Origin of the sequence: Rhizobium sp. IBUN (genome assembly GCF_000510625.1) — a bacterium.
Taxonomy (GTDB): domain Bacteria; phylum Pseudomonadota; class Alphaproteobacteria; order Rhizobiales; family Rhizobiaceae; genus Rhizobium; species Rhizobium altiplani.
In genome coordinates this window covers 82,055-107,898 of record NZ_AZNV01000021.1, presented here as the reverse complement: position 1 = coordinate 107,898, position 25,844 = coordinate 82,055, and the positions used below count along the sequence as shown (strand labels likewise).

The 25,844-nt window shown below is 58.5% G+C and carries 25 protein-coding genes and 3 pseudogenes; 11 read left to right on the top strand and 17 right to left on the bottom strand.

Annotated elements, in window-relative coordinates; all coding sequences use genetic code 11:
- Together RHIBUN_RS35505 and RHIBUN_RS0119495 are read left to right on the top strand one after the other, a co-directional pair.
- Positions 1–102 (top strand): annotated as a pseudogene (locus RHIBUN_RS35505) (electron transfer flavoprotein subunit beta/FixA family protein); the annotation flags it as partial.
- A gap of 25 nt (positions 103–127) precedes the next feature.
- Complete coding sequence (locus RHIBUN_RS0119495) at positions 128–1,078, top strand: electron transfer flavoprotein subunit alpha/FixB family protein (RefSeq protein ID WP_025660856.1); 951 nt, start codon at positions 128–130, stop codon at positions 1,076–1,078.
- Positions 1,079–1,122: 44 nt separating this feature from the next.
- On the opposite strand, the gene RHIBUN_RS0119490 is transcribed toward RHIBUN_RS0119495, so the two are convergent.
- The 4 genes from RHIBUN_RS0119490 to RHIBUN_RS0119475 are packed head-to-tail and all read right to left on the bottom strand — an operon-like array spanning position 1,123 to position 5,334.
- Positions 1,123–1,617 carry a DUF1643 domain-containing protein gene (locus tag RHIBUN_RS0119490; RefSeq protein ID WP_025660855.1) on the bottom strand — a complete coding sequence of 165 codons (495 nt, stop codon included), beginning with the start codon at positions 1,615–1,617 and terminating at the stop codon, positions 1,123–1,125.
- A gap of 59 nt (positions 1,618–1,676) precedes the next feature.
- Positions 1,677–2,951, bottom strand: coding sequence for a Xaa-Pro peptidase family protein (locus RHIBUN_RS0119485; RefSeq protein ID WP_025660854.1), 1,275 nt, complete (start codon positions 2,949–2,951; stop codon positions 1,677–1,679).
- Positions 2,952–3,002: 51 nt separating this feature from the next.
- Positions 3,003–4,091 carry an FAD-binding oxidoreductase gene (locus RHIBUN_RS0119480; protein ID WP_025660853.1) on the bottom strand — a complete coding sequence of 363 codons (1,089 nt, stop codon included), beginning with the start codon at positions 4,089–4,091 and terminating at the stop codon, positions 3,003–3,005.
- The gene (locus RHIBUN_RS0119475) at positions 4,081–5,334 is read right to left on the bottom strand and encodes an aromatic ring-hydroxylating dioxygenase subunit alpha (RefSeq protein ID WP_025660852.1); all 1,254 of its coding nucleotides are present in this window, start codon (positions 5,332–5,334) and stop codon (positions 4,081–4,083) included. The genes RHIBUN_RS0119480 and RHIBUN_RS0119475 overlap by 11 nt, the downstream gene beginning before the upstream one ends.
- Positions 5,335–5,440: 106 nt before the next feature.
- Between RHIBUN_RS0119475 and RHIBUN_RS0119470 the strand changes: the two genes are divergently transcribed.
- Complete coding sequence (locus RHIBUN_RS0119470) at positions 5,441–6,328, top strand: LysR substrate-binding domain-containing protein (protein ID WP_025660851.1); 888 nt, start codon at positions 5,441–5,443, stop codon at positions 6,326–6,328.
- Positions 6,329–6,739: 411 nt separating this feature from the next.
- Here RHIBUN_RS0119470 and RHIBUN_RS0119460 read toward each other — a convergent pair whose 3' ends face one another.
- Complete coding sequence (locus RHIBUN_RS0119460) at positions 6,740–7,057, bottom strand: hypothetical protein (RefSeq protein WP_245271694.1); 318 nt, start codon at positions 7,055–7,057, stop codon at positions 6,740–6,742.
- A 175-nt stretch (positions 7,058–7,232) separates the two neighbouring features.
- Here RHIBUN_RS0119460 and RHIBUN_RS0119455 point away from each other — a divergent pair, with 175 nt between their 5' ends.
- The 3 genes from RHIBUN_RS0119455 to RHIBUN_RS0119445 all read left to right on the top strand — a co-directional run bounded on the left by RHIBUN_RS0119455 (position 7,233) and on the right by RHIBUN_RS0119445 (position 9,046).
- Positions 7,233–7,685, top strand: coding sequence for an MEKHLA domain-containing protein (locus RHIBUN_RS0119455; protein ID WP_037217224.1), 453 nt, complete (start codon positions 7,233–7,235; stop codon positions 7,683–7,685).
- A gap of 813 nt (positions 7,686–8,498) precedes the next feature.
- On the top strand, positions 8,499–8,753 hold the full coding sequence (locus RHIBUN_RS0119450; RefSeq protein ID WP_025660847.1) for a type II toxin-antitoxin system ParD family antitoxin: 255 nt from the start codon (positions 8,499–8,501) through the stop codon (positions 8,751–8,753).
- Entirely contained in the window at positions 8,753–9,046 is a 294-nt protein-coding gene (locus RHIBUN_RS0119445) for a type II toxin-antitoxin system RelE/ParE family toxin (protein WP_025660846.1), read from the top strand. Before RHIBUN_RS0119450 ends, RHIBUN_RS0119445 begins: the two co-directional genes overlap by 1 nt.
- 280 nt (positions 9,047–9,326) lie before the next feature.
- On the opposite strand, the gene RHIBUN_RS0119440 is transcribed toward RHIBUN_RS0119445, so the two are convergent.
- The 7 genes and pseudogenes from RHIBUN_RS0119440 to RHIBUN_RS0119405 all read right to left on the bottom strand — a co-directional run bounded on the left by RHIBUN_RS0119440 (position 9,327) and on the right by RHIBUN_RS0119405 (position 15,656).
- Positions 9,327–10,706 carry a Tad domain-containing protein gene (locus RHIBUN_RS0119440; RefSeq protein WP_025660845.1) on the bottom strand — a complete coding sequence of 460 codons (1,380 nt, stop codon included), beginning with the start codon at positions 10,704–10,706 and terminating at the stop codon, positions 9,327–9,329.
- 22 nt (positions 10,707–10,728) lie between these two features.
- Positions 10,729–11,322 (bottom strand): TadE/TadG family type IV pilus assembly protein, encoded by a 594-nt coding sequence (locus RHIBUN_RS0119435; protein WP_025660844.1) that lies wholly within the window; start codon positions 11,320–11,322, stop codon positions 10,729–10,731.
- Positions 11,309–11,875, bottom strand: a complete 567-nt coding sequence (locus tag RHIBUN_RS0119430; protein ID WP_245271692.1) for a TadE family protein — start codon at positions 11,873–11,875, stop codon at positions 11,309–11,311. The genes RHIBUN_RS0119435 and RHIBUN_RS0119430 overlap by 14 nt, the downstream gene beginning before the upstream one ends.
- A 289-nt stretch (positions 11,876–12,164) precedes the next feature.
- A pseudogene (locus RHIBUN_RS33615) lies at positions 12,165–13,492 on the bottom strand (type II toxin-antitoxin system HipA family toxin).
- On the bottom strand, positions 13,482–13,766 hold the full coding sequence (locus RHIBUN_RS0119415; protein WP_025660841.1) for a helix-turn-helix domain-containing protein: 285 nt from the start codon (positions 13,764–13,766) through the stop codon (positions 13,482–13,484). The pseudogene RHIBUN_RS33615 and the gene RHIBUN_RS0119415 overlap by 11 nt, the downstream one beginning before the upstream one ends.
- 523 nt (positions 13,767–14,289) lie before the next feature.
- On the bottom strand, positions 14,290–14,616 hold the full coding sequence (locus RHIBUN_RS0119410) for a hypothetical protein (protein WP_025660840.1): 327 nt from the start codon (positions 14,614–14,616) through the stop codon (positions 14,290–14,292).
- Between the two features lie 167 nt (positions 14,617–14,783).
- Positions 14,784–15,656, bottom strand: a complete 873-nt coding sequence (locus tag RHIBUN_RS0119405) for an LssY C-terminal domain-containing protein (RefSeq protein ID WP_025660839.1) — start codon at positions 15,654–15,656, stop codon at positions 14,784–14,786.
- A gap of 115 nt (positions 15,657–15,771) precedes the next feature.
- Here RHIBUN_RS0119405 and RHIBUN_RS38025 point away from each other — a divergent pair.
- Positions 15,772–15,876: pseudogene (locus tag RHIBUN_RS38025) on the top strand (transposase); the annotation flags it as partial.
- 447 nt (positions 15,877–16,323) lie between these two features.
- Here RHIBUN_RS38025 and araH read toward each other — a convergent pair.
- The 3 genes from araH to RHIBUN_RS0119385 form a co-directional block, all read right to left on the bottom strand.
- The gene (araH, locus tag RHIBUN_RS0119395; protein WP_018856148.1) at positions 16,324–17,274 is read right to left on the bottom strand and encodes an L-arabinose ABC transporter permease AraH; all 951 of its coding nucleotides are present in this window, start codon (positions 17,272–17,274) and stop codon (positions 16,324–16,326) included.
- Between the two features lie 2 nt (positions 17,275–17,276).
- Positions 17,277–18,803, bottom strand: a complete 1,527-nt coding sequence (gene araG / locus RHIBUN_RS0119390; protein ID WP_025660837.1) for an L-arabinose ABC transporter ATP-binding protein AraG — start codon at positions 18,801–18,803, stop codon at positions 17,277–17,279.
- 65 nt (positions 18,804–18,868) lie between these two features.
- Positions 18,869–19,852, bottom strand: coding sequence for an arabinose ABC transporter substrate-binding protein (locus tag RHIBUN_RS0119385; RefSeq protein WP_025660836.1), 984 nt, complete (start codon positions 19,850–19,852; stop codon positions 18,869–18,871).
- Positions 19,853–20,040: 188 nt separating this feature from the next.
- On the opposite strand from RHIBUN_RS0119385, the gene dgoD reads away from it, so the two are divergent.
- From dgoD to RHIBUN_RS0119365, 4 genes are all read left to right on the top strand, one after another.
- Entirely contained in the window at positions 20,041–21,189 is a 1,149-nt protein-coding gene (dgoD, locus tag RHIBUN_RS0119380; protein ID WP_025660835.1) for a galactonate dehydratase, read from the top strand.
- 174 nt (positions 21,190–21,363) lie between these two features.
- Positions 21,364–22,155 carry an aldose 1-epimerase gene (locus RHIBUN_RS33610; protein WP_348625988.1) on the top strand — a complete coding sequence of 264 codons (792 nt, stop codon included), beginning with the start codon at positions 21,364–21,366 and terminating at the stop codon, positions 22,153–22,155.
- 93 nt (positions 22,156–22,248) lie between these two features.
- On the top strand, positions 22,249–23,028 hold the full coding sequence (locus RHIBUN_RS0119370; RefSeq protein WP_025660834.1) for an SDR family oxidoreductase: 780 nt from the start codon (positions 22,249–22,251) through the stop codon (positions 23,026–23,028).
- A gap of 110 nt (positions 23,029–23,138) precedes the next feature.
- On the top strand, positions 23,139–23,900 hold the full coding sequence (locus RHIBUN_RS0119365; RefSeq protein ID WP_051420071.1) for a FadR/GntR family transcriptional regulator: 762 nt from the start codon (positions 23,139–23,141) through the stop codon (positions 23,898–23,900).
- Positions 23,901–24,327: 427 nt separating this feature from the next.
- On the opposite strand, the gene RHIBUN_RS0119360 is transcribed toward RHIBUN_RS0119365, so the two are convergent.
- Positions 24,328–24,579, bottom strand: a complete 252-nt coding sequence (locus tag RHIBUN_RS0119360) for a helix-turn-helix transcriptional regulator (RefSeq protein WP_025660832.1) — start codon at positions 24,577–24,579, stop codon at positions 24,328–24,330.
- 127 nt (positions 24,580–24,706) lie between these two features.
- Positions 24,707–25,207: a hypothetical protein gene (locus RHIBUN_RS35485; protein ID WP_348625987.1), complete on the bottom strand. Its 501-nt coding sequence runs from the start codon at positions 25,205–25,207 to the stop codon at positions 24,707–24,709.
- Positions 25,208–25,844: the final 637 nt, after the last annotated feature.

Sequence of the window (25,844 nt, the reverse complement as noted above, 5' to 3'; positions counted from 1 at the left end):
GTCTTGAAGACCGAGGAACCGTCCGGCCGCAAGGCGGGCGTCAAGGTCAAGTCGGTCGCCGAGCTGGTCGAGAAGCTTAAAGTCGAAGCCGGCGTGCTTTAAAGGTTCGAGAAAGGGAGATATATCCATGGCCATTCTTCTTCTGGCTGATCACGACGGCAACCACCTTTCCGACCAGACCGCCAAGACGCTGACNGCGGCGACACAGATCGCCAAGGAACAGGGAAGCGAAGTGACCGTGCTTGTCGCCGGCGCCGGCGCCAAGGCCGCGGCCGAACAGGCTGCCAAGCTGTCGGGCGTGTCCAAGGTGCTGGTTGCCGAGGACGCAAGCCTTGCCAACAATCTGGCCGAGCCGCTGGCCGCCCTGATCGTTTCGCTGGCCGCAAGCTATGATACGATCATCGCCGCCGCCACCTCGACCGGCAAGAACGTCATGCCGCGCGTCGCCGCCCTGCTCGATGTCGCGCAGGTCTCCGAGATCATCGAGGTGGTTTCGGCTGACACCTTCAAGCGGCCGATCTATGCCGGCAACGCCATCCAGACGGTGCAGGCGACCGACACCAGACGAGTCATCACCGTGCGCACCGCCTCGTTCTCCCAGGCCGTTCCCCAAGGCCTAACTGCTGCCGTCGAGGAAATCTCGACGGCAGCTCTTTCTTCATCGCCACTGTCGACCTTCGTCAGGGACGCGCTGTCGGCCTCCGACCGTCCGGAACTGACGTCTGCGAAGATCATCATCTCCGGTGGCCGTGCGCTCGGCTCTGCCGAGAAGTTCAGGGAAGTCATCCTGCCGGTCGCCGACAGGCTCGGGGCTGCCGTCGGCGCCTCGCGCGCTGCCGTCGATGCCGGCTACGCCCCGAACGACTGGCAGGTCGGCCAGACCGGCAAGGTCGTCGCTCCTGATCTCTACATCGCCTGCGGCATCTCGGGTGCCATCCAGCACCTCGCCGGCATGAAGGATTCGAAGGTCATCGTCGCCATCAACAAGGACGAGGAGGCGCCAATCTTCCAGGTTGCCGACTATGGTCTCGTCGCCGATCTCTTCGACGTCCTGCCGGAATTGGGGCAGTCAGTCTAGCCGCGCGATAATGCGCCTTGTCGATCGGGTGCGGCAGGGGAAAGTCACGGGTTTACGATTTGGAACGGCTTTGGCTCGGCTGCGGCGGAAATATAGAGCGGGTGGGACGGGTACCCGCCCGCCGTGACCTCAAGCGCGTAGAGCTTCGATGTCGCAAGCATTCGACAAACGCCGGAGGCTCGATCAAGGTAGGCGCCATGTCGTCCCCAACCGCAGACGATGCGCTCGCAGCTTTCGGGCATCTTACGCAAGTAGCGATCGTTTTCCGGCCCCACGGGGTCCGCGCATTCGTAGATCAGTCTTGGCTTTGGCGATCGGAGAGCAAAGAGATTTCCGATAACAAGACCACCAAACCCCCATGATCTTGCAAAGGCGATACATCTGCGAAGCGTCGGATCGACGCTGTGGGCGTCGGCGGTGGACGGATTGAGCATCAGGAAACCGACGGCTTCCTTCCGAGGGTCCCACTGCCGCTCCAGCCGGTAACGGTAGCAGCCACATTCTGAAAACAGTGCAGACGAGATGGTGAAGTCGCTCATTCGCCTTTCCGGTCATCTGCCAATCCTGATGCGTTGCCAGACCGGGCGCACCCACTGCTTCAGATGTCCTCCCAGGGGAAAGAGTCCAGCCGCTCGGCCCCACGGGATGTGACAAGCACTTGAGTTTCCAGCTTGATGCTCTCCGAGCATGCCTCCGCGATCAGACTTTCGACATTGAGAACCATGTTCTCTTCAATGAAACCGCCGAAGTTCTGGTCAAAATCGGGGTGGAGCAGGATGCCGGGCCATTCGTCGGCCATTCCTGTCCCATGCACTGCCAGAGTATAGCGATAAGGCTGGTACTTTTCAGGAATGCGCCAGCTCCTTTCGTTGAATTCAACGAATGCCATGCCGGGTCGGATGATCGACAGGTTGTGCTCGATCTGGTCCAGTGCTGCGGAATAAAGCTCCCTTTGCCTGTCATTCATTGCCACATGGCCGCAGGTCCATGAGCGCGAGAGGTCGGCGCAATATCCGTATGGTCCGATCATGTCGGTATCGAAAGAGATCATCTCGCCGCGCTTTGTCACGTAGTCGGAGCACTCCTGGTACCAGGGATTGGTCCGTGGGCCGGCGGTCAACAGCTTCGTCTCGAGCCACTCGCCGCCGCTTCGGGCGTTTTCAAAGTGTAGCTCCGCCCAGATTTCCCGCTCGGTTCGTCCGGGCTCGGACATCTCGTACATGCGCGCCATGCCGGCTTCACACACCCGGATCGTCCAGCGCATCAGTTCGATTTCTTCGGGGCTTTTGATCGAGCGCGCTCGTTCGGCCAGTTCCTGGCCGTCGAGCAACTGAAAACCGCGCTTTCGAAGCTCGGATGCCGGCGCTGGTTCCAGCCTGTCGACCGCGAGCCTCTTGTTGCGACCGTGGGACGTCAGGATATCTGCGATCTCGTCGGCCCAGTCCTGCATCCTTTGCTCGACCAGATTGCCTGACGTGAAGAACAGGAAGGATTTCGACGTCCGGATTTCATCGATACCGGGAAGTCCGTCATTGACGTGCTCCGCGCCCTCGAATTCGAACATGATTGCAGGCCCATCAGCCAGAATGAGCGCATATCGGGAGGGGTTATGCATCGTCCAGATGCTCATGTTCGATGAATCGAACGCATAACGGATGTTGACGGGATCGTATAAGAGTAGCGCCGAACAATCCCATTCCCGCATTTTCGATCGAAGGCGGTTCAGGCGATATCGCCGCGCGGCATCGAGCGTCTGGTGGGGGATCGGACTGATGAGCGGCCGGTCGGCTCCTGCCGGATTGAGATAGGCCTGCTTGCGTTCGTCCTTGAATACCGAGGAGCCCTGGTCGGAAATGCTGTCGCTAAGCAGCATGGTCGATCCCTAATTGTTGTCGAAGGAGAGGGTGCCGGGCCTGTGCCGGCCCTAGCGGTCAATCACCAAGTCGCTGAGAGGCTTGGAGCAGCAAGGCAGGAATAATCCGGCGTCGATCTCTCTTTGCCTTATGCCGCCATTGTGGTTCATATCCACCGCACCGGAAACCAGCTTCGACTTGCAGGTGCCGCAGACGCCGTTGGAGCAGGATGACGGCAGCCGCACGCCCGATTTCTTGGCGCAGGAAAGCACCGTCTGGTCGTCTGCGACCTCTATCTTTTTCGATTGTTTGGCGAACTCGACCTGGAAAACCTTGCTTGGCATCGTGGCCTCGCCGAGGGCCGCCGGTTCCTCGATGATGGCGGCATCGAAGCTCTCTTCGATGTAGCTCCCCTGGGGCACGCCGAGTTGTGCGGTGATCGAGCGTGCCGCGGCCATGAAAGGTGCTGGGCCGCAGCACATGACGGTTCTTTCCGCGATATCCGGCACGGCGAGCTTCAGGAATTCGGGCGAGATGCGCCCCGTCAGCCCCGGCCAGGATGGCTCTCCATCGACGCTTTCAGGCAGAAATTGCAGGCGAAGACCCTTCATTCGTGCCGCAAGACAGCTCAACTCATTGCGAAAGATCAGGTCGATCGGCGAGCGGGCGGCATGAAGAAAGACGATGTCGGCAGGCTCGCAGCGATCCGCCAGACCGCGCAGAATGGACATCACGGGCGTAATGCCGGAGCCGCCGGAAAGAAGCAGAAGCTTCGGGGCGGCAACGCGCGGGCATACGAAATAGCCGAGCGGGCCCTGAGCCTTCACGGTCATCCCGCTTTGCATGTTGTCATGAAGCCAGTTCGATATTCTTCCGTTCACGACGCGCTTCACCGTCACGGTGAAAGCGTTGGAGCGGTGCGGTGACGAGGAGATGCTGTAGCAGCGGGCCTCCGCGTCATCGCCAATCGGGAAGTCGAAGAGGAAGTATTGCCCGCCATCGAAACTGAAGCGCTTGCCTTGCGGCGACGCAAAGGTGAAGCTCTTGACGTCGTGGGTTTCCTGATGGACGTCCAGGCACACCAGTGTGTCGTCGTGCTCGGGATCCCATGTATCGCGCGAGACTGAACCGTCCTGCTTCTGTGCGAAATCAATATCCATTTGCGCGCATCCGATCGATATACCAGGTTGCGAACTTGTCGAGGTTCGTCTCCGAGAATTGCGAGTAGGGGCCTGGCAGGTAAGCAGGATCGAGCGCGCCGGCATGGGAGCGAGCCACCAGGTCAGCGTCCTGGTCGGTTGTGGCAATCCAGACGTCAGTGAGCTTGTCGTGATCGTAATCGACACCCTCGACTGCATCCTTGTGCACCAGCCATTTCGTCCGCACGAGCGTCTTGCCCGCGGACAGCGGAATCACGATGGCGATCACGGCGTGATCGCCCATGAAGTGGTTCCAGGAGTTGTGACCCCAGAGATGGGTGTCCCCCAGGTCCTTCCGCGTCATCTGGCCGAGCAGCCGCGATGACGCGGCGGTGGCGTCATGGGTCTGGGACTCGCCTGCGCCGGCGATGATCAGCCTTTGCGTGCGGAAATTCGTGGCGCAGTCGGAGAGTTGCTCGACGGCGGCAGATGGGAAGCCATCCGCCTCCCATGCCTTCGTCTGCTCCTCATACAGCCGGAAATGCTCTTCAGCCTGCGCGCGATCCTCCGGGCTCAAGGTTTCCGGGTCGAAGCCGAAGTCGAGGTCGACGAAGGACACGCAGAGCTCGGGATGGTTTGCCGAACAGTGGTAGCACTCACGATTGTTCTCCATCGTCAGCTTCCAGTTGCCCTCCTCGATCACGTCTGTCTGATGCGCAACCTTCGCATTGCGGATGTCGTAGGGAGCAAGGCGCTCGACCATCGTGCGTTCGAGGACGTCGATGTCCTCTGGTGGGGTGTCGGAAAGACAGACATAGATGAGCCCGCCGATCGACTTGAAGGTCACGGACTTCAGTCCGTGGCAGTCCTTGTCGAAGTCCTTGCCCATGTGGGGAGCATAGCTGAGCTCTCCCGTAAGCTCGTAGGTCCAGGTGTGATAGGGGCAGACCAGCTTTGAAACGATCGTTTTTCCTGCGTCCAACAGGCGCGAGCCGCGGTGGCGACAGACGTTGTGCAGCACCCGAATGTCGCCGTCGTCATCTCGCAAAAGGATGAGGCTCGTCTTGCCGATGTCGATGACAGTGGCATCGCCAGCTTCCGGCACATCGCAGTCGAGACCGATGCAGATCCAGTGTTTGTGGAAGAAAACGTCGATGTCCGCTTCGAAGACGTCTTCGCGCGTATAGAGGCCGGCGGGCAGCGAGTGCTCGTTCGTGCGAGCGTCGAGAAGGGCGGAGATGGAAGAGGGAAGTTTGTTTAGCATGAGAGCCCCTTATGCTTGCCTTCATGCAGACTGCTCTTGCTCCCAAGGCTCTTCAACGGCATTAATTCTCACGTTCGCATAACGAATGGTAATGTGAGGGCATGAAATGCAGTTTCGCAGGCGTTTGCCGTCGATGACGGCGCTGATCATGCTGGAAGCGGTCCTTCGCCGAAAGAGCTTTACCCTTGCGGCAGGCGAGCTCGGGGTTACCCAGGCGGCCGTCAGCAGGCAAATCGCGCTGCTGGAAGAAGAGCTGGGCCAGCCGATGTTCGTGCGCAAGCACCGCGCGATCGAGCCGACTGCCGCCTGCCTCGTGCTGGGGGCGTCGCTCGCGCAGAGCTTCTCGAACATTTCCGATGCGATCGATGCCATCAAGGCGGCGGCCCAGGATGTGGTCACCATCGGCGCGACCGTGGCCTTCTCGTCTTTCTGGCTGCTTCCGCGGCTCGCCGATTTTCGCGCTCAGAACCCGGGCATTCAGATCCGCGTGATCTCCCAGGATGCGAAAATCGATCTGGACAGCGGTGCCGTCGATCTTGCCATCCGGTTCGGGCTGCCACCTTTCAACGACGCAACGGTGATCGCCTCGCGCGGCGACGTCATAATGCTCGTCTGCTCGCCTGATTACCTCGACCGGCGAGGCAGCGGCCCATTGGCCACGACTGACGAGTTCATCGAGACCGATGCTGAAGACCGATCCTGGCTGTCATGGGGCCAATGGCTCGCCGAACTTGGCGTGCACTTCGAGGTGAAGCCGTCTCTGCGCTTCAGTCACTACACGGAGACGATCTTCGCTGCGCGCGCCGGTCAGGGGGTTGCGCTTGGCTGGGGCACCCTTGTTCAGACATTCCTCGATGACGGCACGTTGGTGGCGCTCGATGAGACGAGACTGTCCCCGGAAGGCCGGTACAATGTCCTGCTGCCATTGAAATCCAGAAGGACGGTGGCGATCGACCGGGCCTCGTCGTGGCTTACCGCTGCGCTTCACAAGTGATTGTGCTGCCTGCCGTCCTGAGCGCCAATGGCCATTGGTTTCAGTCGTGCAAGAAATCTGATCCCGGCCATTTCTTGCGCAGCCAGGCGCGCTGGCCGGGTACCTGCGAGCGCGTTTGAAGCCATCCCGAAATTGTCGTTGATATCTAGCGTCCGAGCTTCCTTGAGCAGATCCAGGAAGACCGGCTGCATCCCTCAGCTCAAGCTGTCATCCTCGTTGAACCTTTGGGCCGCCAGCGAAGGCCGACATGACCGACCAACACTGAACGAGAAACCATCAGGATGGAAACTTCGCCTTGGCGAATGAGTAGTTTTCAAGCTCACACCCGTTTGCAGTCCTCGCCAAGGCCGTGGCCAGCGCCACGTTGACGTTGCAACGAGGCGCTGAGACCTGAGAAACATCAGCCAATTGCTACTGGCAGACGCGCAAGCTCTCCATATGCCATCCACCATCGTAGGCATTCGGCACCCGCCGGTCTTCGAACCAGCAACGCGGCGGTGGTGGAGGCGGCGGGTCGATGTAGCGCGGCCCGCTGTTGTTTACGATCGCGCCACCGATCAACCCACCGATGACGCCGGCAGCCAGACCACCGGCAATCGCGGCGCCATTGTCGTGATGGTGATGGCGCTGCGGTGGAGGCGGCGGATTGTCATAATGTGGCCTTCGCCACTCCTGGGCAGACGCAGGCGCGGCCATCGGCAACAGAGCGGCAACGCCGCAAGAGGCCATGACTGCCCAGGTAAGTATCGTTTTCATTGCAACTCCGATATCGGGTAGTGGATTTGAAAAAAAGCTTAAGGTGGCCGGATCACACGCCAGCGACCTTATCCTGGTTCTTGGTGTCAAAGTCGGCGGCATCATGGCGCGCCTCAACAAGAGCCTAAACTGGAGCAAGGATAGCCAAATGTCGCCTGATGAGCCTTCAACCGGTCAAGCCTTCTTCGAACTCCTTGCGCAAAGCTTTCTGCGTGCTGTCGGCCGACCGCTTGTTGAGCCAGGGCAGGGAGCCGAATGGCTCTACCTTGACGCCCCTTTTGTGGTTGTCGCTCACAATACCGAGCCGGATCCTCGGTTCATTTATGCAAATCTCACGGCACAGCGATGTTTCGGATACTCGTGGGACGAGTTTACGAAATTGCCTTCTCGATTATCTGCTGAAGCTCCGGATCGACTGGAGCGCCAGGCGCTTCTCGATGAAGTCGCACGGCACGGATTTATCGCGAATTATCGTGGGCTTAGAGTTCGCAAGTCCGGCGCGCATTTTTGGATGGAGGACGGGCTCGTCTGGGAACTGCGGTCAGAAGCCGGAATGCGGCTGGGGCAGGCTGCCACGTTCTCCAACTGGACGGAAGCATAAGCTTATTGGGGAGCGTACAGGGACCATTGGCATGCCGGATTGCCTGGCCAGCTGCTTGGAGTTCCACGACAATCACCTGGTATTTCCGCCGTTGATGTCGGCATGAAACTCGCGAGACGGCACTTACCCATTCGTCCCTTGTGACATTGCGATTGCGTCCCTGCTTCCTGCTTTACCAACCACGCCACGTCGAAATTGCGCACGAGACGCCTTTGCAGAATTTATGGAAATGGAGTCGAGATCGGGGCGATTGTGATCGGATCAACAACGTGCCTGCCGTAGGGGTTGATGGCGGCCGGGAACGATGAGAAGGCGTGCGGCGTAGCCCTCGGCGCGAACGCATTACAAATCGCGCAAGAGGCTTTGACACACATGGGTCAAGAATCGGTGATCCTTGAGCAACTTCGCATGCAGAAGATCCGGATCTGCCCGCTCGTCTGTGCCCAAAATTACCAAGAACGAGACGGTCTTTGCGTGGCAATAACAGCACCCGCAAAACGCACAATTAAAAACCCAGTCACCCCACCGACAAAAACTCAAAAGGCAAGCTCAGGCACCTGCCCCGCGGACGCTCACATCGCTGCACGCGAGGCAATTCCGCGCGGCAGTGGACGTGGGCGAACCGCAATGACCTTTGCGCATTCCTGTGGCCGCGACCTTTCTTGTCGCCGTCCTGGCCGCGGAATGCGCTGGACTTGCAGTTGGGGTTAGGCCGCCAATCGCAGAACCCCTTTCAGGAGCTTTCTTAGTGGGCTTCAATAGTTTGACAAACTTTGCCATCACAGGATAGCCTGAGACCTCAAGGAGACTCTAATGGCAACCATGAATGTATCCCTCCCGGACCCGATGAAAGACTGGGTCGAAGCGCAAGCCAAGACCGGTCGATACTCGAACGCGAGTGACTACGTTCGAGACCTTATCCGCAGAGACCAGGCCCGGACTAACAAAATTGCGGAGATGCAACGTTTCGTCGATGACGGAATCAAAAGCGGCGTAGGAGGCCGTTCGAAGGACGAATTGTTTTCCGCTGCCGTTGCGCGTGCCGAGATCACCCGCAGACGTGATTGATGCCATTCAGGCTCTCTGTTGAAGCGGAAGAGGATATCGTCTCAATCGCCGAACAAGGTATCCGCAACTTCGGATCCTTGGCCGCCAAACGATATCACGATGAGCTTTTTGATGTGCTCGATCTCATAGCCGCGAGTCCTCGAATGACGCGTGAGCGCCATGAGATTTCGCCGCCTGTCAGAATCCATACATTCAAGGCTCACCTGGTAATCTATCGGATCAACGATGATGGGAGCGTTCTCGTGATCCGTATCCGTCATGGTCACGAAGATTGGATTGGAGACTCCCTCTAACGCGCCGCAGTACCGCGTTTTGCAACTAAGGCTTTGGACTTCCCGGTAGCAGAGCTTCCCAATCGCAACTATAGGGTGCCACCTCGACTTACGTCGATCCGCTCCAACACTGATCAGGACGATCTTCCCAAAAGGACAGCCGGATAACACAGCCGAAGATGTGACCGTATTGCTCTCAGTAGTGAAGAGTGCCTATCGGCAGCCAGCATCTGTTTCCTACAGTCGGACATATTGTGGATCCGCGTCTGATGAGGAGGCATTCGACACTATCGCGCGATTTCTATTTGCTGACACGGAGGTTGGAGAGTGAATCCGCGATCTGCTTGAAGGCCGACTGGAGCGCGGCCGTTGTCGGCGAGTTGAAGTAGAAGGCGTTCTGGCTGGCGCAGCTGCTCAAAAGCTTTTGGGTGGTTTCGTCGGGCCCATTGAAGGCAATTGTGTAAATGATGATGCCGGAGTTCTTCATCGCCGTGCAGACCGTGGCCAGGCGGTCGTTGAGTTCCGTCACCGCGGCATCTTTGTCGGCCGTCCCGAGTTTCTTGTCGGCCAGCCAGCCGTAGGCAGTGTAGACCTTTTCGGTCATCGTGTTCTCGCCATCGGTCATGATGACTGCCGCCTTGTTCATGTTCTTCGTGTAGTAGTCGAGCGGCAGGTTGTAGGTTGCCATGTCGCCGCCCCAGAGACCACGCCATTTGGGAGACAACATCCGCCAGCCCCACACGGCCCCGAAGTTGATGTGGGTGTTGCCCACCGCCTTCATCGCCGAGATGGCGGCAACAACCGTTGCCTTCTTGGGTGTCAGGCGCGTTACCTCGGCGGGGCAGTTCATGTTGGGACCGAGGGACGTGCCGAGATTCTTGGCGTATGTTTTTTTGCCATTCTGGTCGACGCTGATCCAGTTGTTAGTATCCGTGCCGTCTGGCCAGTAATAGGGCGTGATCGGCTTGCTGGAGGGAACCGTGTCGGAAATGTCGTCCGCCTTGACGCTTTGCGCCTCGACGCAGCCGCCCCATGATGTCCCTCCCCAGTCCAGCGCGGCGATGGAGCCGGACTTCATCCAGCTGGTATGGCTCGTCCCGACATTGACCGACTGCGAGAAGGGAACGATGCCGACATAGAGGTTTTTGGCAACTGCGTCGTTGCCATAGAGGGTGTTCACCAGCGTGTTGGCCGCGGACTTGAGGCTCGTGAGCGGCGTTCCCTTCATGGAGCCGGTGTTGTCGAGAACAAGCGCCAGTTCAAGGCCATTGGTCGATCGTTCGATGACACTTTCCGCGCTGGTGCTGATCGTCTGGACGCCGAGGATTTTCATCAACGTCGCGGGAGCGCTGGCCGATGCCTTGACGGTCAGTGTCTTGTTGTCCGAGCTAATGGTCCAGGTCAGACTGTCGAGCGTCCCGCCAATCTCCCCATCGTTGAAATTGGCGACCGCAAACTTTCGCAGTTCCACGTCGATGGTGGCGGTGTCCAGCTTGGCGACGGTCGAAAGAGCGCCGGCGTCGATGGCGCGCTGAAGGCTCGAATGGAGAAGCATCAGGCGGGCCGCGTCTATGCCGAACCCCGTTGCCCCGATCAGCGCCAGGCTGACGATGCCGACGAAGGGGAGGACGGCACCTTCCTCGGCCTTGCGGAAGCGGGAGATCATGGACATCAACGACATTGGATCATCCTTTCCTTGTGGACTAGCAACCGGGCGCGCTCGTGAGGCTGCCGAGACGGGGGCGGAAGACCGCCGTCTTGTAGAGTTGCGTCTCGACCGGCATGAAATTGGAAAATAGCGGGGTGTAGCGATAGAAGACCTCGGCGACGATCACATTGTCGGTAGCATCGAGGGTGAGGTTGCCCGGAAGTGTGGCGGCCTTGGTGACAACACCGATCTTGCTCGTCTGGGCGTCAGAGCCGCCCTTGCACTGCCAGGCAACGACCGGTGCCGCGCCGCCCGTGCGGGAAACCGACGTCAGGATCACGTAGCCGTTCTCTTTGAAGTCTTCGTTTCCCATGACCTCGGATGACACCGAAAAGATCGAAGTGATGTCCGACGACGTGATCGCTTCGTAGCGCGCAACCGCATCCGCTACCGTCGATGCCATCTGCGCTGTCTGGAAGTGCGAGCGGGCATAGAGGCTGACTTCGCTGCCGCCGCAGAGAAGGAGCAGCAGCACGGGCGTGATGATCGCCATTTCGATACCCGCGACGCCCTCCTCGTTTCCCGCCAGCCGACGGGTTACGGAAGAGAGAACGCGCAAGGGCTTGGAGATCAGGTCAGTACGGCTCATTCTGCACCACCGCTGTTGCCGTCAGTTCGACGGTGCCGCCGTTGCCAACAAGCTGCTTGAGAACCGGAGTGTGGAAGGTCCATGGGTAGGTTACGGTGTAGAGGACGACTTGTGCCGTACCGCCGTAGCCGTTCGCCCCCTGGTCGATGTCGTAGACACCGTTCCCATTGACGTCGGTGAAGTTTTCGCCATCGTCGCGAACGCCGTTGCCGTTCTTGTCTGTGAATGGCTCGGGCTTTTTGAGAGCATCGAAGCCCTTGTAGGACAGGCTGGTGATGACGAGCTTGTCGGCATCCATGAATACGCCCGCCTGGTTGCGAATTTTCGCCTTTACGGTCGCATCCTGTGTCGAGTTTTCCGACACAAACCCCGTTCGGCCGGTCCTCGCTGCGTCATAGGTAGCGTTTTTGAGAACGATGTCGGCAGCAAAGGCAATACCGGACTCGACAATAGCGAATGTCAGGAAAATAAGAACGGGAGCGATGATTGCGAATTCGACTGCGGTCGCTCCGTCCACCGAGGTGCGGAAACGCGTCAATACAAGTCCCCTCACGAAACACCCCATTCGCATCCATTCCGCGATCTTTTGGGTGTTCTAGCGCCGAAACATTCATAGGAATGTAACGCGATAGATAAGATTCTATGCAACTGTGCCTTTTATCAGCAATTGGCTACATTCCGGCCGAGCTGGAGGCGTTTGAGTATGGCGATCGGTTTCATGGAGAACCTCCCATGAAAATCCAAGCTCGTGCCCGGTATGCCCCCCGAGGTATCCACAACGACCTCAAACAGCGGGGTCGGGGGCTCCCGGTCATGCGCGTCCTTTGAGCTGCCTGGGCGTTTCATCCCTGGACGCCTCCGCTGGCGATCAGCGCAGCCCGGGCGGCAGCGAAGGAGTCTTGCAGCGCTTTGTGACCTTCGAGCCGGTCAAGGGCATAGCTATTGAGAAACTGGCGCCGGCAAACAGCTTGCGGTCGACGGCACTCAGTTCGGCCTCATCGCAGGCGGCTTGCCAATGCTCGGCGATGGTCTTGATCTGGTGTTCGATCAGCGCGGCGGCTTCCGCCTCTTTCAGGTGATAGTCCGGCGCGGCGGCAAGGCAGGTGGCGAGCGTGCTGGCGCGGCTCTCGCCCTTGATCAGCATGGCCTGCGTGGCTTCGTTGCCGGTGCGGCCTTGCGGGCAGATATCATACGCCGGTGTCAGGGTCAGCTTCTTGCCGTCCCAGAACGCGGCATGGTTACGGGCATGGTCGTCGGTGTTGCCGCACAGCACGTTGAAGCAAATCCGCCCGTAAAGCTCCTTGAGGGTCTCCTTGGGATCGGTGAAGCGGTGGCGGATGAGTTCTGCAAGGTCTTCGTAGGAGGCATAGCGGGCCATCATCTCATCCAGGCCCAGCATGGTCAGGGCCGAGACCATGCCGTGGCGTATCCAGCCGTCCTTTGTGTGTGTGCGGTCGAAGCGCTCGATCAAGAGGACGTCTTTTTGTGCGGCGCGAGTCATGGAGACTGAAGCGGCGTTGAGACCGCATGCGGTCGCCAGCTTCATCCCGATGAACTCGGCCTTCACGACGCCGTAGGTGTCGTTGATCGCCGAGAATTTAGCGATGAACTTCTTCGTGTCGTCATCGATCAGAGCCTTGGGACGCGCGCCGCCGATCGAGGTGCCGTTATTGAAAGCCTGGTCGAGCGCCGGGGTAAGAGGGACGCCTCTTTCAACGAGTTCGGCCGCTTCGAGGAGTTCGGCGAGCGAAGCTTGCGCGGCAAGGCGGGGGACATAGTCGGTAGCCGATGCCTGAAAATCGAGTGCGCCAATCCTGTCGGAGCCCGACTGGAGCAGAAAGGTCAGTTCGCTGATCTCCGGTACGCCGGCAGCGTCGGGCCTTTTGCCCGTCAGCCTGTTGATGATGACCCGGCGGCCCCAGGCGTCAGGCGAGGCGTCGCGAATACAGCTTGCCATCAACAGGCCGGTGATCGGGGCGATCGTGCCCTCCTGAAGCGGCAGTTCCGGCTCATAGAGGGAAATGGCGCTCTTACGGCGCCGGTAACTGGCGCCATAGGTGAAGAGCAGGCGATCGCCGTCCTGATCGAGGCGGCCCGCGACCACCGGTTCCGTCGCCCCCGGCAGCCAATTCCAAACAAAGGCTTCGGGAGTATCCGCCTTAGAAGTCATCATCGACCTCCTTCACGGCGTGGCGGACGCTCTTGGGCAGCAGGGTCAGTTTTTCGTCGAGGCGGGCATTATGCATCTCTAGGGTGCGCTCGTCGTAGTCGAACAGGCGAACGCCGACGAGCGAAGCGACCTCGAAGACGATGCCGATCTCAGGGCCCGGCGCGCCCTTTTCAATGCTGGAGAGCGTTGTACGGCTGATGCCGGCGCGGTCGGCCAGTTCCTGCGCGGTTAGGCCCCGTTTGGCGCGGGCGACGCGGATCAGCTTGCCGAGCATCGTGAGGGCCTGGCGCGTGACTCTAGAGTAGCTTCTCTGACGAGGCACAGTTATACGGATTTGTTCATTTGAGTGGACATGAAACCTTCTCACGTCCAGAATTCTGTACATTCTGGCATTGCGGTCGGCCTCTAGTCAAATTTTGTTCATTTGATTGGTCATAAAGGCGGTTTGCGACCAGAATTTTGTACATGATAAGGCGCCGAACATTGTCCGTCGATGAACGTCATGGCCGACCGGGCACCGCTAACCCGTCGAGATGTCCGAGGACTCGTTGCAACAGCAAAAAAGAAACGACGAGAAAATTGTCAGTCGCCAGTTTGCGGCAACTGGGTGGCTAGAGCATCTGCAACAGCTGTCGTTGCACTAGGCTTGTAGGGATAGTGCTCCCAGCACCACCATTGCGTCTCAATCGACTTCGATGAAGCATGGCCAAAACCGCCCCACGTCTCGCAGCCAGCAACGGAACACCAATGGTTCAAGTGAATGGTTGCTGCTGCCGCGCTGCTGCGTCCGTCGCTACTCACGGCGCGGCAATCCCAACAATGCGCAATGTCCAACCAGCCTTTGGCGGTGAAATACCGATGGCTTGCGCTCTTCTGTCTGCCTCCCTCATTGCCATGGCCTTTGCAGTGGCCTGGTTCGCGGCCCAGACGGTGACCCTCATTTTACCGGCAGTGAACGTGAAGCGGCGAACCTTCTTTCTCCGTCCGGCAGTAAAGCCAGCTTTGAAACCACGCAGGAGTTCATCCATATTGTGAAGCGCTTTAAAATCGCTGGATTGCGCCGACCACCAGTCGTTAAAGGCTGTTTCCGTTTCCGTGGTCCGTTTTTGAACGCGCATTAGCATGGGAATCTCCGTCGCCGCGACGGCGCTCTCGTGGAGAATGCAGTCGAATGGTCAGGTTAATTGCGTTTGTTCACATTCTGTTCTCTTGTTAAGCCTTAGTCAAGTTCGGTCTTTCTCTTGATCAAGAGCGCCCGGCACTTTGAACTCATTCGGTCTGGTTGGTCGGATCAGCATGTATCCTGCCCGACAACGGCACCGGCGTGACCGGCGCCCGTGACACTGACAGTCAAGGTGGCAAACGCGATCTCGCCATCGGTAATGTAATGGTTGACCTTTCCGGTGTTCAAACGGGAGCCGGATTGGTGCCGCGCGACCTCCCCGATTACTTGCTTTGCCCTCAGTTCATTGACAATGTAGTCGCGCTCGGCGTTCGTATCGGCATCGGTCTTATGTGTGACCTGGAATGTCAGCCAAGTCAGAGAAATCCCAGTATCTTTGGTGCCCGCCCCAACCCACAGGACGCGCTCCTCGGGCGATGGCCTGTCGGTATTCAACCAGAAGCTCGCCGTGCTCATGTCGTCCTCGGAATGGGCAAGACTAAGGGCCCAGAAACGGATGTGATGGCGCTTGCGGGGGCTATCGTCGATGGGCTCCTGGAATCCTATGTCCTGCCGTCGTCCAAAGAGATAGAAGGTGCTGAAAGGTGCGGTGGGATAGGCAGAGTTCATCAGGAAAGCGCGTATCATTCGCAACGTGCTTGCGATCCCCAAATGGTCGGCCGTGGTCCAGCCCGCCGTTGCAAAGGCCTCGCGTAGTTGTTGAAGATTGCCGATGAGGGCGAAATTTATAGGATCGCCGGGCAGGCCATCCGCCGTGATCGTGTATCTGGGGATCAGCCCCCGATGAAGAACCTTGAGTGACAATCGGACCACGTTCGGAAGAATGACGTAAGCAGCCAGGCCATATGTGAGGCACACCGCAACGAGCCATGGAAACCTGTTGTCCGCAGTATCGAAAACAACGAAGACGATCAGCCAAACGCTGAGTACACCCAGACAGAAAACCAGAAACCTCCGAAAAAGGCGCGTCAGCAATCTCAAGACACGGGCTCCTCGTCTGGCGTCTGATGGGCTGGCAGTCGCCCTCGCTGTTCGTCGCGGGGATTTTAGCACCCGAGAGTATGCAAATGATAGCATCGCCGTCGCGCATTGTGGGCAATATCGAGCGGGCAGCATGGAGGTATCAGAGGCGAAGCGGCTGAAGGCGCTCGAGGACGAGAACGCGAGGCTGAAGAAGCTGCTCGCCGAACAGATGTTGGATGCAGCTCACTCCGCGAGCTTCTCGCAAAAAATGTATGGTCCGCCTCGTCCGTGCGAGGGGCCGCGACATCGTAAAATGACGACTCCAGTTGCGTGAATGTATCCGGCCTCTCCCGAGAGGGCTGCTGTTGCAGCCAGGCCATGATGAGATCCGCGCACGCCGTTCCCATTAAATGTATGGTCCGTCAAACCGCGAGAGTGAGCAACCTCAGGAGCTGCTACCTTGGCCCTCAGTTTCGGGATGGGCTGTTGCACTTGGCATCCGATAATCAATATAATCGATTATCAGGAGACGAAGGCCCAGCGGATATGGGGTGGCGGCGATTTCGACAAGCCCGTTCCCAACGCGCGGTTTTAACAACCTTGTTCACCAAAGGCTTTCGGACACGGTGCCGTGGTTGGCTTACGCTGGAATCGGTCTGAGATTGCCGTAATGCGCCGCCTCACATCAACCGCGCCTCCCAGCCGCAGCAGATCTCAGGTTGTCCAACAGAACGGCGAGCAGAAGGATCAATCCACGCACGACATACTGATAAAAAGCCTGGATATTGAGGAGGTTCATCACGTTCTCTGCAATGCCCATAATCAGGACACCGACGATCACTCCGGTCATAGCCGCACGACCACCCGCGAGCGACACGCCACCCAGAACACAGGCCGAAATGACCGATAGTTCCAGCCCGGTTGCAGCATTCGGCTGACCCGATGTGATGCGCGACGCAAGCAGGACGCCCGCCACGGCGCAAACGAGTCCTTGCAGCGCAAAGATCCAGATGCGCATTCTGGAGACGTTGACACCCGCGAGACGCGACGCTTCCGGGTTGCCGCCGATCGCCAGCGTGTTCTTCCCGAAGACCGTCCGGTTCAGTACGAAGCCAAAGATCACGAAGAAGATCGCCATGACCCAGATCGGAGTTGGGATGCCCAAGAACTTCGAGAGTGCCAACTGGTAGAAGCCGGGATCGTTGATACCGACTGCGCGGCCATCGGATGCGATCAGCGCCAAACCGCGAACGATCTGCATCGTCGCCAGCGTGGTGATAAGGGCGTTGATCCGAAAACGGGCGATAACCACACCGTTTACGAGACCAACAGCACCACCACAGAGGAGCGCTGCTATAAGTCCAAGTACGATCGAACCGGTGGCGTTCGAGGCCATGACGGCTATCATCCCCGAGAACGCGACGGTCGATCCGACCGAAAGGTCGAAATCGCGGGATGCAAGGCAGAACATCATGGTGCAGGCGACAATGCCGATGGTGACGACCGACTGCAGAAGCCCAAGCATGTTTCGCTCGGTGAGGAAGTTTGGAACGGTTGCTGCCACGATGGCGAAAGCGATGGCAAAAATAACGACGAGGCCTTGCTCGCCGAGTAGGAGTTTTTTCAAAGACGTCATCGCTACTGGACCTGCTGGTTGGGGAGTTCGCTGGCATTGGCCACATCGGGGAGGGCGGCGGCGAGAATTCGCCGCTCGTCGAAGTCGTCGCGCTCGATATCTGCTGCGACGCGACCCTGGCACATCACGACGATGCGGTCGGTAATGCCCATCACTTCCGGCAATTCGCTTGAGACAACGACTATTGCCATGCCTTGTGCAGCAAGCTCGTAGAGAATTTCATAGATTTCAGACTTCGCACCGACGTCGATACCGCGTGTGGGCTCGTCAATGATCAGTACCTTCACGCCCTGTTCGGACAGCCAGCGGCCAAGGATCACCTTCTGCTGATTGCCGCCGGACAGGTTGACGATGTCCTGCTTCCTGGACGGCGTGCGTACACGCAGCTTGGCAATGAACTGCTCGGCGAGTTCGGCTTCCTTCTTCGGCTGAAGGATCCCGAACGGCGAGAAGTGCCGGCGAGAGGAGATCGCCATGTTCTCTTCGATACTGCGGCCCTGCACGATGCCGTCGAACTTCCGATCCTCCGGGCACAGAACAATTCCGGCCCGAATTGCGTGCGGCGGGCTGTCGGCGGTGACCTGGACGCCGTCGACACTGACGGTGCCTTGCGATCGTGCGTCCGCGCCATACACGAGGCGCGTCATCTCGCTGCGGCCAGCACCGATCAGGCCGAAGAACCCGAGAATTTCTCCTTGGCGAACCGAGAAGCGGATTGGTGTGCGGAGCTTGCGGCCTGCAATGTCCTTGACCTCAAGACGGACGTCGCCGAACTCGCGCGGCCGGTATCCCCAGATGTTGGATATCTCGCGCCCGACCATTTCCGAAATAATCTGCTCGCGAGTAACAGCGGTGATGTCCGCGTGATGTGCTGCAAGCTTGCCGTCACGAAGGACCGTTAGGCTGTCGCAAAGACGGAATATCTCGTCGAGGCGGTGCGATACGTAAAGGATGACCTTGCCCTGAGAGCGCAGGCGTTCAATCAGGGAGAACAGAATTTCGCTCTCCCGCGAGGACAGCGACGACGTCGGCTCATCGAGTGCGATCACGCGAGCATCCGCCATCACGGCTTTCGCGATTTCCACCATCTGGCGTTCGCCAATCGATAGCGAGGCCACCTTGGCACCAGGCTCGATCTCAATCCCGATCTCGCTGAGCTTTTCTCGAACAACGTTCGTAAGGCGGCTGCGGTCGATGACCCCGGCCTTCCCGGGAAAGCGCCCGAGCCAGAGATTTTCCGCTACCGTCAGTTCGGGGACGAGCTGCAGTTCCTGGTGAATGACAATAACGCCCGCATCGAAGGCATCACGAACCGAGCGATAGTGCTGGGTCGAGCCATTGATCGAGATTTCGCCGGTATCGGCGGATTGGTCACCGGAGAGAACGCGGATGAGCGTTGACTTGCCAGCTCCGTTTTCGCCCATCAGGCCGTGGACCGCTCCCTTCTTTACGGAGAACGAAACATCGGCGAGCGCCTGCACGCCGGGATATCCCTTGGATATCGCTTTGAATTCGAGAAAGTCCTGCATGACAGCATCCCATGAGAAGGTCCGGCGACAGAAAGCCGCCGGACTGAATTCATCTTAGAAGCTGATCATTCGATACCCAGTTCCTTGCGGACTACCTCGTAGTTGTCCCGCAGCGCGAGCTGGCCAGCCGTCAGGATCAGCTTCTCAGGTTCTTTGCCGTTGGCTACCCACTCATACATGTTCAGTGCGGTTTCGTAGCCATGGCGCTTCGGCGAGATGATCACAGTGCCGAAGAAGCCCGTTGCCGTCGGCTTCTTGAACTCGTTGATTGCCGAATCCGCACCGCCGATGCCGACGCCGATCATGCTGTCGGCGGGGATGCCAACCGTTTCGGTCGCGCGAACAGCACCAAGCACGGCTTCGTCATTGAGGCCGACTGCGACCCACTTCTTGATACCGGCGTTCTTGTTGAGCACGACCGTGGCTGCGTTGAGGGCGGCTTCCGTGTCGGTCTTGGCCTGAGGGGCGTCGAAGATGTTGGTTTCCGGGAACCCGGCAGCCTTGAGCACAGAGAGGGCACCGTTCACACGGTCAACGGCAGTCGGAAGCTGATCGTAGGAGACGCGGATTACGCCCACTTCCTTCACGTCCCAACCGCGCTTCTTGACCTCATCGGCGATCGTCTGGCCAACGGCCTCACCGATCTTGGTCGCCGAGATACCCATGTGAGGCACATCCTCAAGCGGGCTGCCATCGGCGTTTACCAGGCGGTCGTCGACGGTCATGATCTTGAGGTCATTGGCCGCGGCCTTGGCTACGATGCCTGGTCCAAGCTTGACGTCAGGAGTGCAGATGATGAAGCCCTGAGCACCCTGTGCTCCCAGGTTGTCGATGGCGGACTGAACCTTCTCACCGTCTTCCGCACCGATCTTGACGAGCGTGAAGCCCTTTTCCTTGGCTGCTACGTCGGCGAACTTCCATTCGTCCTGGAACCACGGCTCTTCGGGCTGCTTGACGATGAAGCCAATCTTGACGTCGGCCGCGAAAGCCGAACTTGCGGCCATCAGAGCCACGGTCCCGAACAAAACTGCTGCACGAAAAATGCGCATTTCTCTCTCCCTCCTGGTGGAAACACTATGCCTCCCTGGCATGTAGATGAACTATTTCAATTTATCATACCAGTCAATTGCTATTGTATGAAAAATTGGCTACATGCGTTGGTAGCGGGAGGAATGCCGCGTCGATGTGACCATAGAACCGCGTTTGAGCTGACTTCGACGCGCTGAGGAGAGTACGGATGAAGATTACAAAGCTGACGACATACATGGTCCCGCCGCGCTGGTTGTTTTTGAAGATTGAGACCGACGAGGGCATTGTCGGTTGGGGTGAACCGGTCGTCGAAGGGCGTGCTCTGACCGTCGAGGCGGCAGTGCATGAGCTGGCAGACTACCTTATCGGCAAGGACCCGTTCCTGATCGAGGACCACTGGACGGTGATGTACCGCGGCGGCTTCTATCGTGGCGGAGCCATCCACATGTCGGCGCTTGCGGGAATCGATCAGGCGCTCTGGGACATCAAGGGCAAGGCGCTGGGGCAGCCGATCCATTCGCTGCTCGGCGGCCAGGTACGCGATAAGATCAAGGTCTACTCCTGGATTGGTGGGGACCGCCCGGCAGATGTTGCAGCAAATGCCAGGGACGTCGTCGCTCGCGGGTTCAAAGCGATCAAGCTCAATGGCTGCGAAGAGATGCAGATCGTCGATACGAACGAGAAAATCGACAAGGCTGTCCAGACAATCGCGACAATCCGGGAAGCAATCGGCCCGCACGTCGGAATCGGTGTAGATTTCCATGGTCGCGTTCACAAGCCGATGGCAAAGGTTCTCGCCAAGGAACTGGAACCCTACAAGCTTATGTTTATTGAAGAGCCCGTGCTCTCCGAGCATCGCGAGACGCTGAAGGAAATCGCCAACCATTGCTCGACCCCGATCGCGCTTGGGGAACGTCTCTATTCGCGCTGGGACTTCAAGTCCGTGCTGGCGGACGGGTATGTCGATATCATACAGCCGGACCTCAGCCACGCTGGCGGTATCACAGAGTGTAGAAAGATCGCCGCGATGGCAGAGGCGTATGATGTCGCCGTCGCGCCGCATTGCCCGCTCGGTCCGATCGCTCTTGCTGCGTGCCTCCAGGTCGATGCTGTCAGCTACAATGCCTTCATCCAGGAGCAGAGCCTGGGTATCCATTACAATACGGGCAACGATATTCTGGATTACATCTCCAACAAGGAGGTGTTCCATTATGCCGACGGTTTCGTCAGCATTCCGCAAGGCCCAGGTTTGGGTGTCGAGGTGAACGAGGAGTACGTGATCGAGCGTGCCAAGGAAGGTCATCGCTGGCGCAATCCCATCTGGCGTCACGAAGACGGCAGCTTTGCCGAGTGGTGATCGTGCGCATCTCTCAAGCCCAGCTGAGGACACGTCTCGATCGACGGTTATGGATCAGGGTCCAGAGGGCTAAGCTGTGACACTTGTGGATATCGGCTCAGGATCACTTTCGCTTCGTGTAAGCACCCATGGGGATCGATCCTTGGCCTGTGGAAGCAGGGCGACGGCCGGAGAGTGCCGCTGCTCAGAGCTGCACCCAAAGTCGATGCAGGCGCACCCGAAGCGTCCTGCTTTCCGCTTGTCCCCTTCGGTAATCGCGTTAGGGACAACAGGTTTGTCTTCGACGGAGCTGTGTTTACCCTTAGCCCGAATACCGAATGGGACCCTCACTACCTCCACGGAGACGGTTGGCTCGCTGACTGGCACCTCGGCGGTCAGACCGACAGGTCAATCGAGATGAGCTTCGAGCACAGGGGCGGGCACACGCCCCATGAGTATCTGGCGAGCCAGTGCTTTACGATCGACGACGACAGCCTGACAATCGCGATGACGGTCGAAAATCGCGGTCGTCAAAGATTGCCATTCGGTCTCGGCTGGCATCCATATTTTCCGCTGACGCCCCAGACCACACTTGAGGCCCGCGCCGAGGCATTCTGGACGGAGGTCGAGGGATGGTTGCCAGGAGAGCGGACGAGCATTCCAGCGGATCTGGACTTCAACCGAGCCATCGGTCTGCCTCATCGATGGGTCAACAACGGATTTGAGAACTGGAACGGCCACGCGAGAATCTCGTGGCCCGAGCATGGCGTCGCTCTCAGTATGGAGGCTGATCCGATACTTCGGCACGCTATCCTTTTCCTGTCGGACACGACCTTCGATCCCGGGTTCAAGCGGGATTATTTCTGCTTCGAGCCCATGTCTCACCTGGCGAACGGGCACAATTTACCGGGCCTTGATGGGCTTAGGGTTCTCGCTCAGGGCGAGTCGCTTATGGGAGGTTTCCGTTTGCGGGTCGAGACAAACTGACGGATGGCATACGGTACAGGCATACAACGGTTGCCGCACATCAGGTGTGAACCGGACGGCGGCATCACAGGAAAGTCGGAGGAGTAAACACTTATGTCGAAGCGGCTGTCAGGCAAGCGCATCATGATAACGGGCGCGGCACAGGGCATTGGCCTTGCCATTGCCAAAGGATTTGTCCGGGAAGACGCAAGCCTGCTTCTCATCGACCGTGACGAGGCTCTCCTGAACGCCGAGGCGTTGAAGCTGCGAGAAGAGGGCTATCGAGTGATAGCACACGCGGTGGACATCACGGATGGCGCCGCGATCAGACAGGCTGCCAGCCAAGCTTCCGACGATTTTGGCCAGATAAACGCATTGGTGAACAATGCCGGGGTCAATGTCTTCTCGGAGCCGCTAGAAACGACAGACGACGAATGGAACCGTTGCTTCGACATCAACCTGAAAGGGGCATGGAACTGCTCGAAGGCGGTTTTACCCGGGCTGATCGAGCAGGGGGGTGGGGTGATCCTCAACATCGCATCCACCCATGCCTTCACGATCATTCCGCATACGTTTCCATACCCCCTGGCCAAACACGCGCTTCTCGGCATGACGAAGTCGCTGGGCCTGGAATACGCGGCCAAGAACGTTCGCGTGAATGCGCTGGCTCCTGGCTATGTCGCCACGCAGAAGGTTATCGACTACTGGAATAACTTTCCCGATCCGGAGGCTGCGAAGGCCGAGACGATGAAGCTTCATCCCGGCGGAAGAATTGCATCTCCCGAAGAGATTGCAATGGCGGCGGTCTTTATGATCTCCGACGAGTGCCCGTTCATGAACGCTACATGCCTGACCGTAGATGGGGGCTTGAGTGTCCAACAGCATCCGGCGTGAGTCCCCGCGGTCAGGCTTGTCCGATGAATTTATATCGCTGGCCTAACTAGCTTTTTTCCCGACTCCGCGATCTGATAGAAAAGTGGCGTCAAAGAGTGAGGAGAATCGTGATGCGCTCGGCGCAAAACATCGGAGAAACGAGCGCTTCTGGAGGCCAGCGCCCCCGGGTGATGCCCGATGTGACAAGAGCGCTAGCTGAGGAAGTTTTGTCGGGAAAATACGCTCCCGGCACTGCGCTTCCCACTGAAAACGAATTGGGGACATCGTACGGAGTCAGTCGTACGGTCATAAGAGAGGCGATCAAGGTTCTCGCCGCTAAGGGTCTGGTGGTGACGCGGCCCCGGGTGGGTACGGTCGTTTCTGACCCGGACAATTGGAGCCTGCTGGATCCTCAGGTGATCAGCTGGCACGGACCAGAGCTCTTCGATGCTAACCTCCTTGGCGCAGTCCTGGAAACCCGACGTGTGCTTGAGCCGCTCGCCGCCAGTCTGGCCGCCGAGCGTGCGACCCTCCGCGAGATCGCTGACCTGGATGGCGCTTGGCAACTCATGAAAGAAGCCAGCGAGGACGTCGAGAAGTTCTCAGCTGCCGATGTCGAGTTTCACCGTGTTCTATATCGAGCCAGCCACAATCCCGTTCTGAGACAGATTAGCAGCCTGATCGATGCAGCCCTTACCTACTCGTTCGAGACCTCCAACAAGACCGTCTTCAATCGTGACGATGCCGTTCGGTGTCATCACGCCGTGGTGGAAGCGTTGCGCATGCGCGATGTCGATGGTGCCGGAGCGGCTGCGAGCAAGCTCATAGAACAGGCAGCCCACGATATCGATCTTGCCGGACGCAAGGCCAAGGATTCAAAGGGCGAGGACTAGCATCTGGCTCACCACTCGTCGCGAGCGGCGGCGCATCGAGGAGGTCCAATCGGGAAGCCCGCTCGTTGTGTTGTCGGGGCGTCGCAAACGACTTCCGATTGTTGGTGGCATCGAAGCGTGAATGAGCTTAGGATTCAGCGCATTAGTGGCGGTATCCGCTGTAGAGCGCGAGGTGTGAATGCTCGGCTTTGTTCGGCTTCTGTGGGACAATGAAACATGCCCGGTTTTCACCCGAAGTCGAGCTGCGTCTGACTGAGTTGGAGAAATCCATTTCCTACAGAAGTCACGGCGCTTCGAACAATAGCGGAAACGCCCCCAGTTCGCCCCGATATCCACCTGGACCGGAGCTACTTGGTGGCCACGATCGCTTCGTTCGAACGTGGTACTTGCTCCAACCGATCTTCATTTTCACTCCTGGGGACGAGTTTTACACGGTCCCCTCAGAGAAATAATGGCCAATCAAGTCCATGGGATCGACCTTGAGTGTCCTGCAGACGGCGATAAACATGCCGATGGAGAGCCGGTTTACACCGCGTTCATATCTCTGAACTTGTTGAAATGAGACCCCAAGCGCAGCGCCCAATTCCGTTTGCGTCATTCCAACGCGCAACCTCATCGCCCGAACGCGCTCGCCCATCTCCTTGTCCGTGTCGCCGGATTTTCGTGCAGTCGTATCCATGATTTCCTTTTCGCGTGGTGGTTTTCCCATAAAGGACTAACGACAGAGTCTAACCCTATGGTTTCGTTTTTCTTTCGACAAATAGCCGGACTCTTGGCGCCTTACGTGGTCGCGAAAGAGAGATCGATCACCATCCGCCAGGCCGAGACATCGCGCTTCTGTCACCGCAAAGCGAGCCGTCCGCTGCTCGATCGTAATAGGAATAACAATTTCCCGGATAACGCCGAGGAGGGCTGTAGTAGTTTCCTCCTCCGCAGTTGCCGTTCGCACAGACTGCAACAGCGGTTCCAACCAATGCGACCGCTACCAGCGCCGCCGCTGCCTGCTTTTGCTGCAGAACCATCTTCTCACACGCCGGAATATCTAGGCCGCGCCTGCCCAGTTCCGTAACCAATTGCTGCTGAAATAGTGGGTCTTGCGTTTCAAGTGCGGTCTTGCAGAGCGCAGCCTTGCTAACGGCGGACGGCTTTTTATTAAATTCAGCTGGCGTTGTCGTGCAACTCGCCAGCGCGAGCGAGATCGCCACGGCGCCGAGACGCCGAGCCAATTCATTCATTTTCACTGTGATAAAACCCCTCAATGCCCCCGGGGTGAACATCGCAGAAATTAAGGCGACGTCAAATTTCACGTTAAGATATCGTTAACGCAACGCCTGGAACGGAAACAAGAGCGTCCACTGCGCCTTGTACCTCGCACAAGCGGCCAATGGCGCGAGATCGACAGCTTCGCCACCATGGCTCCGCAGCACTTGTGGAGCCCCATTCACGATGTCTTGGACAATCGCCATGGCTCAGGAAGCAAAGCGTCGCCGACTGCAAAACTTCGGCGCAGGCGTTCCCAAACTACCGAGATAAGCACTGACGTTTCCGAGCTTGACTTTGCTCGGGGACCAGTGTCAGCGGCCATGCGCGGTAGAGGCCGGAGCTCGAATTCTAGGCTCCGGCTCGCCGAAAATCGGCGCACATGGCCTTCCGGTCGTGTTTGCTCATCCAGCAGACTTCTTTGGAACGCTGGTCGAATTCGAGCAGGCAAGACATGCGGATGCGTAAATCGCTCATAGGTTCTCCTTTCCAACTTGTGCGTTCGGTACCCCCAAGCGCACAACGCCGCGGCGGGGCTACTGTCCGAACTTCCGCCGCGGCGACTTTTCGGGAACTCCTGATATCCGGGGAGGGAAAGATGTTATCTCGAGTCTGGAATGCGAACGAAAAGCTTAGAGCCGAGTGTCGAACTGGAGAGATTATACTCCAGTGGGACGCCCGGGC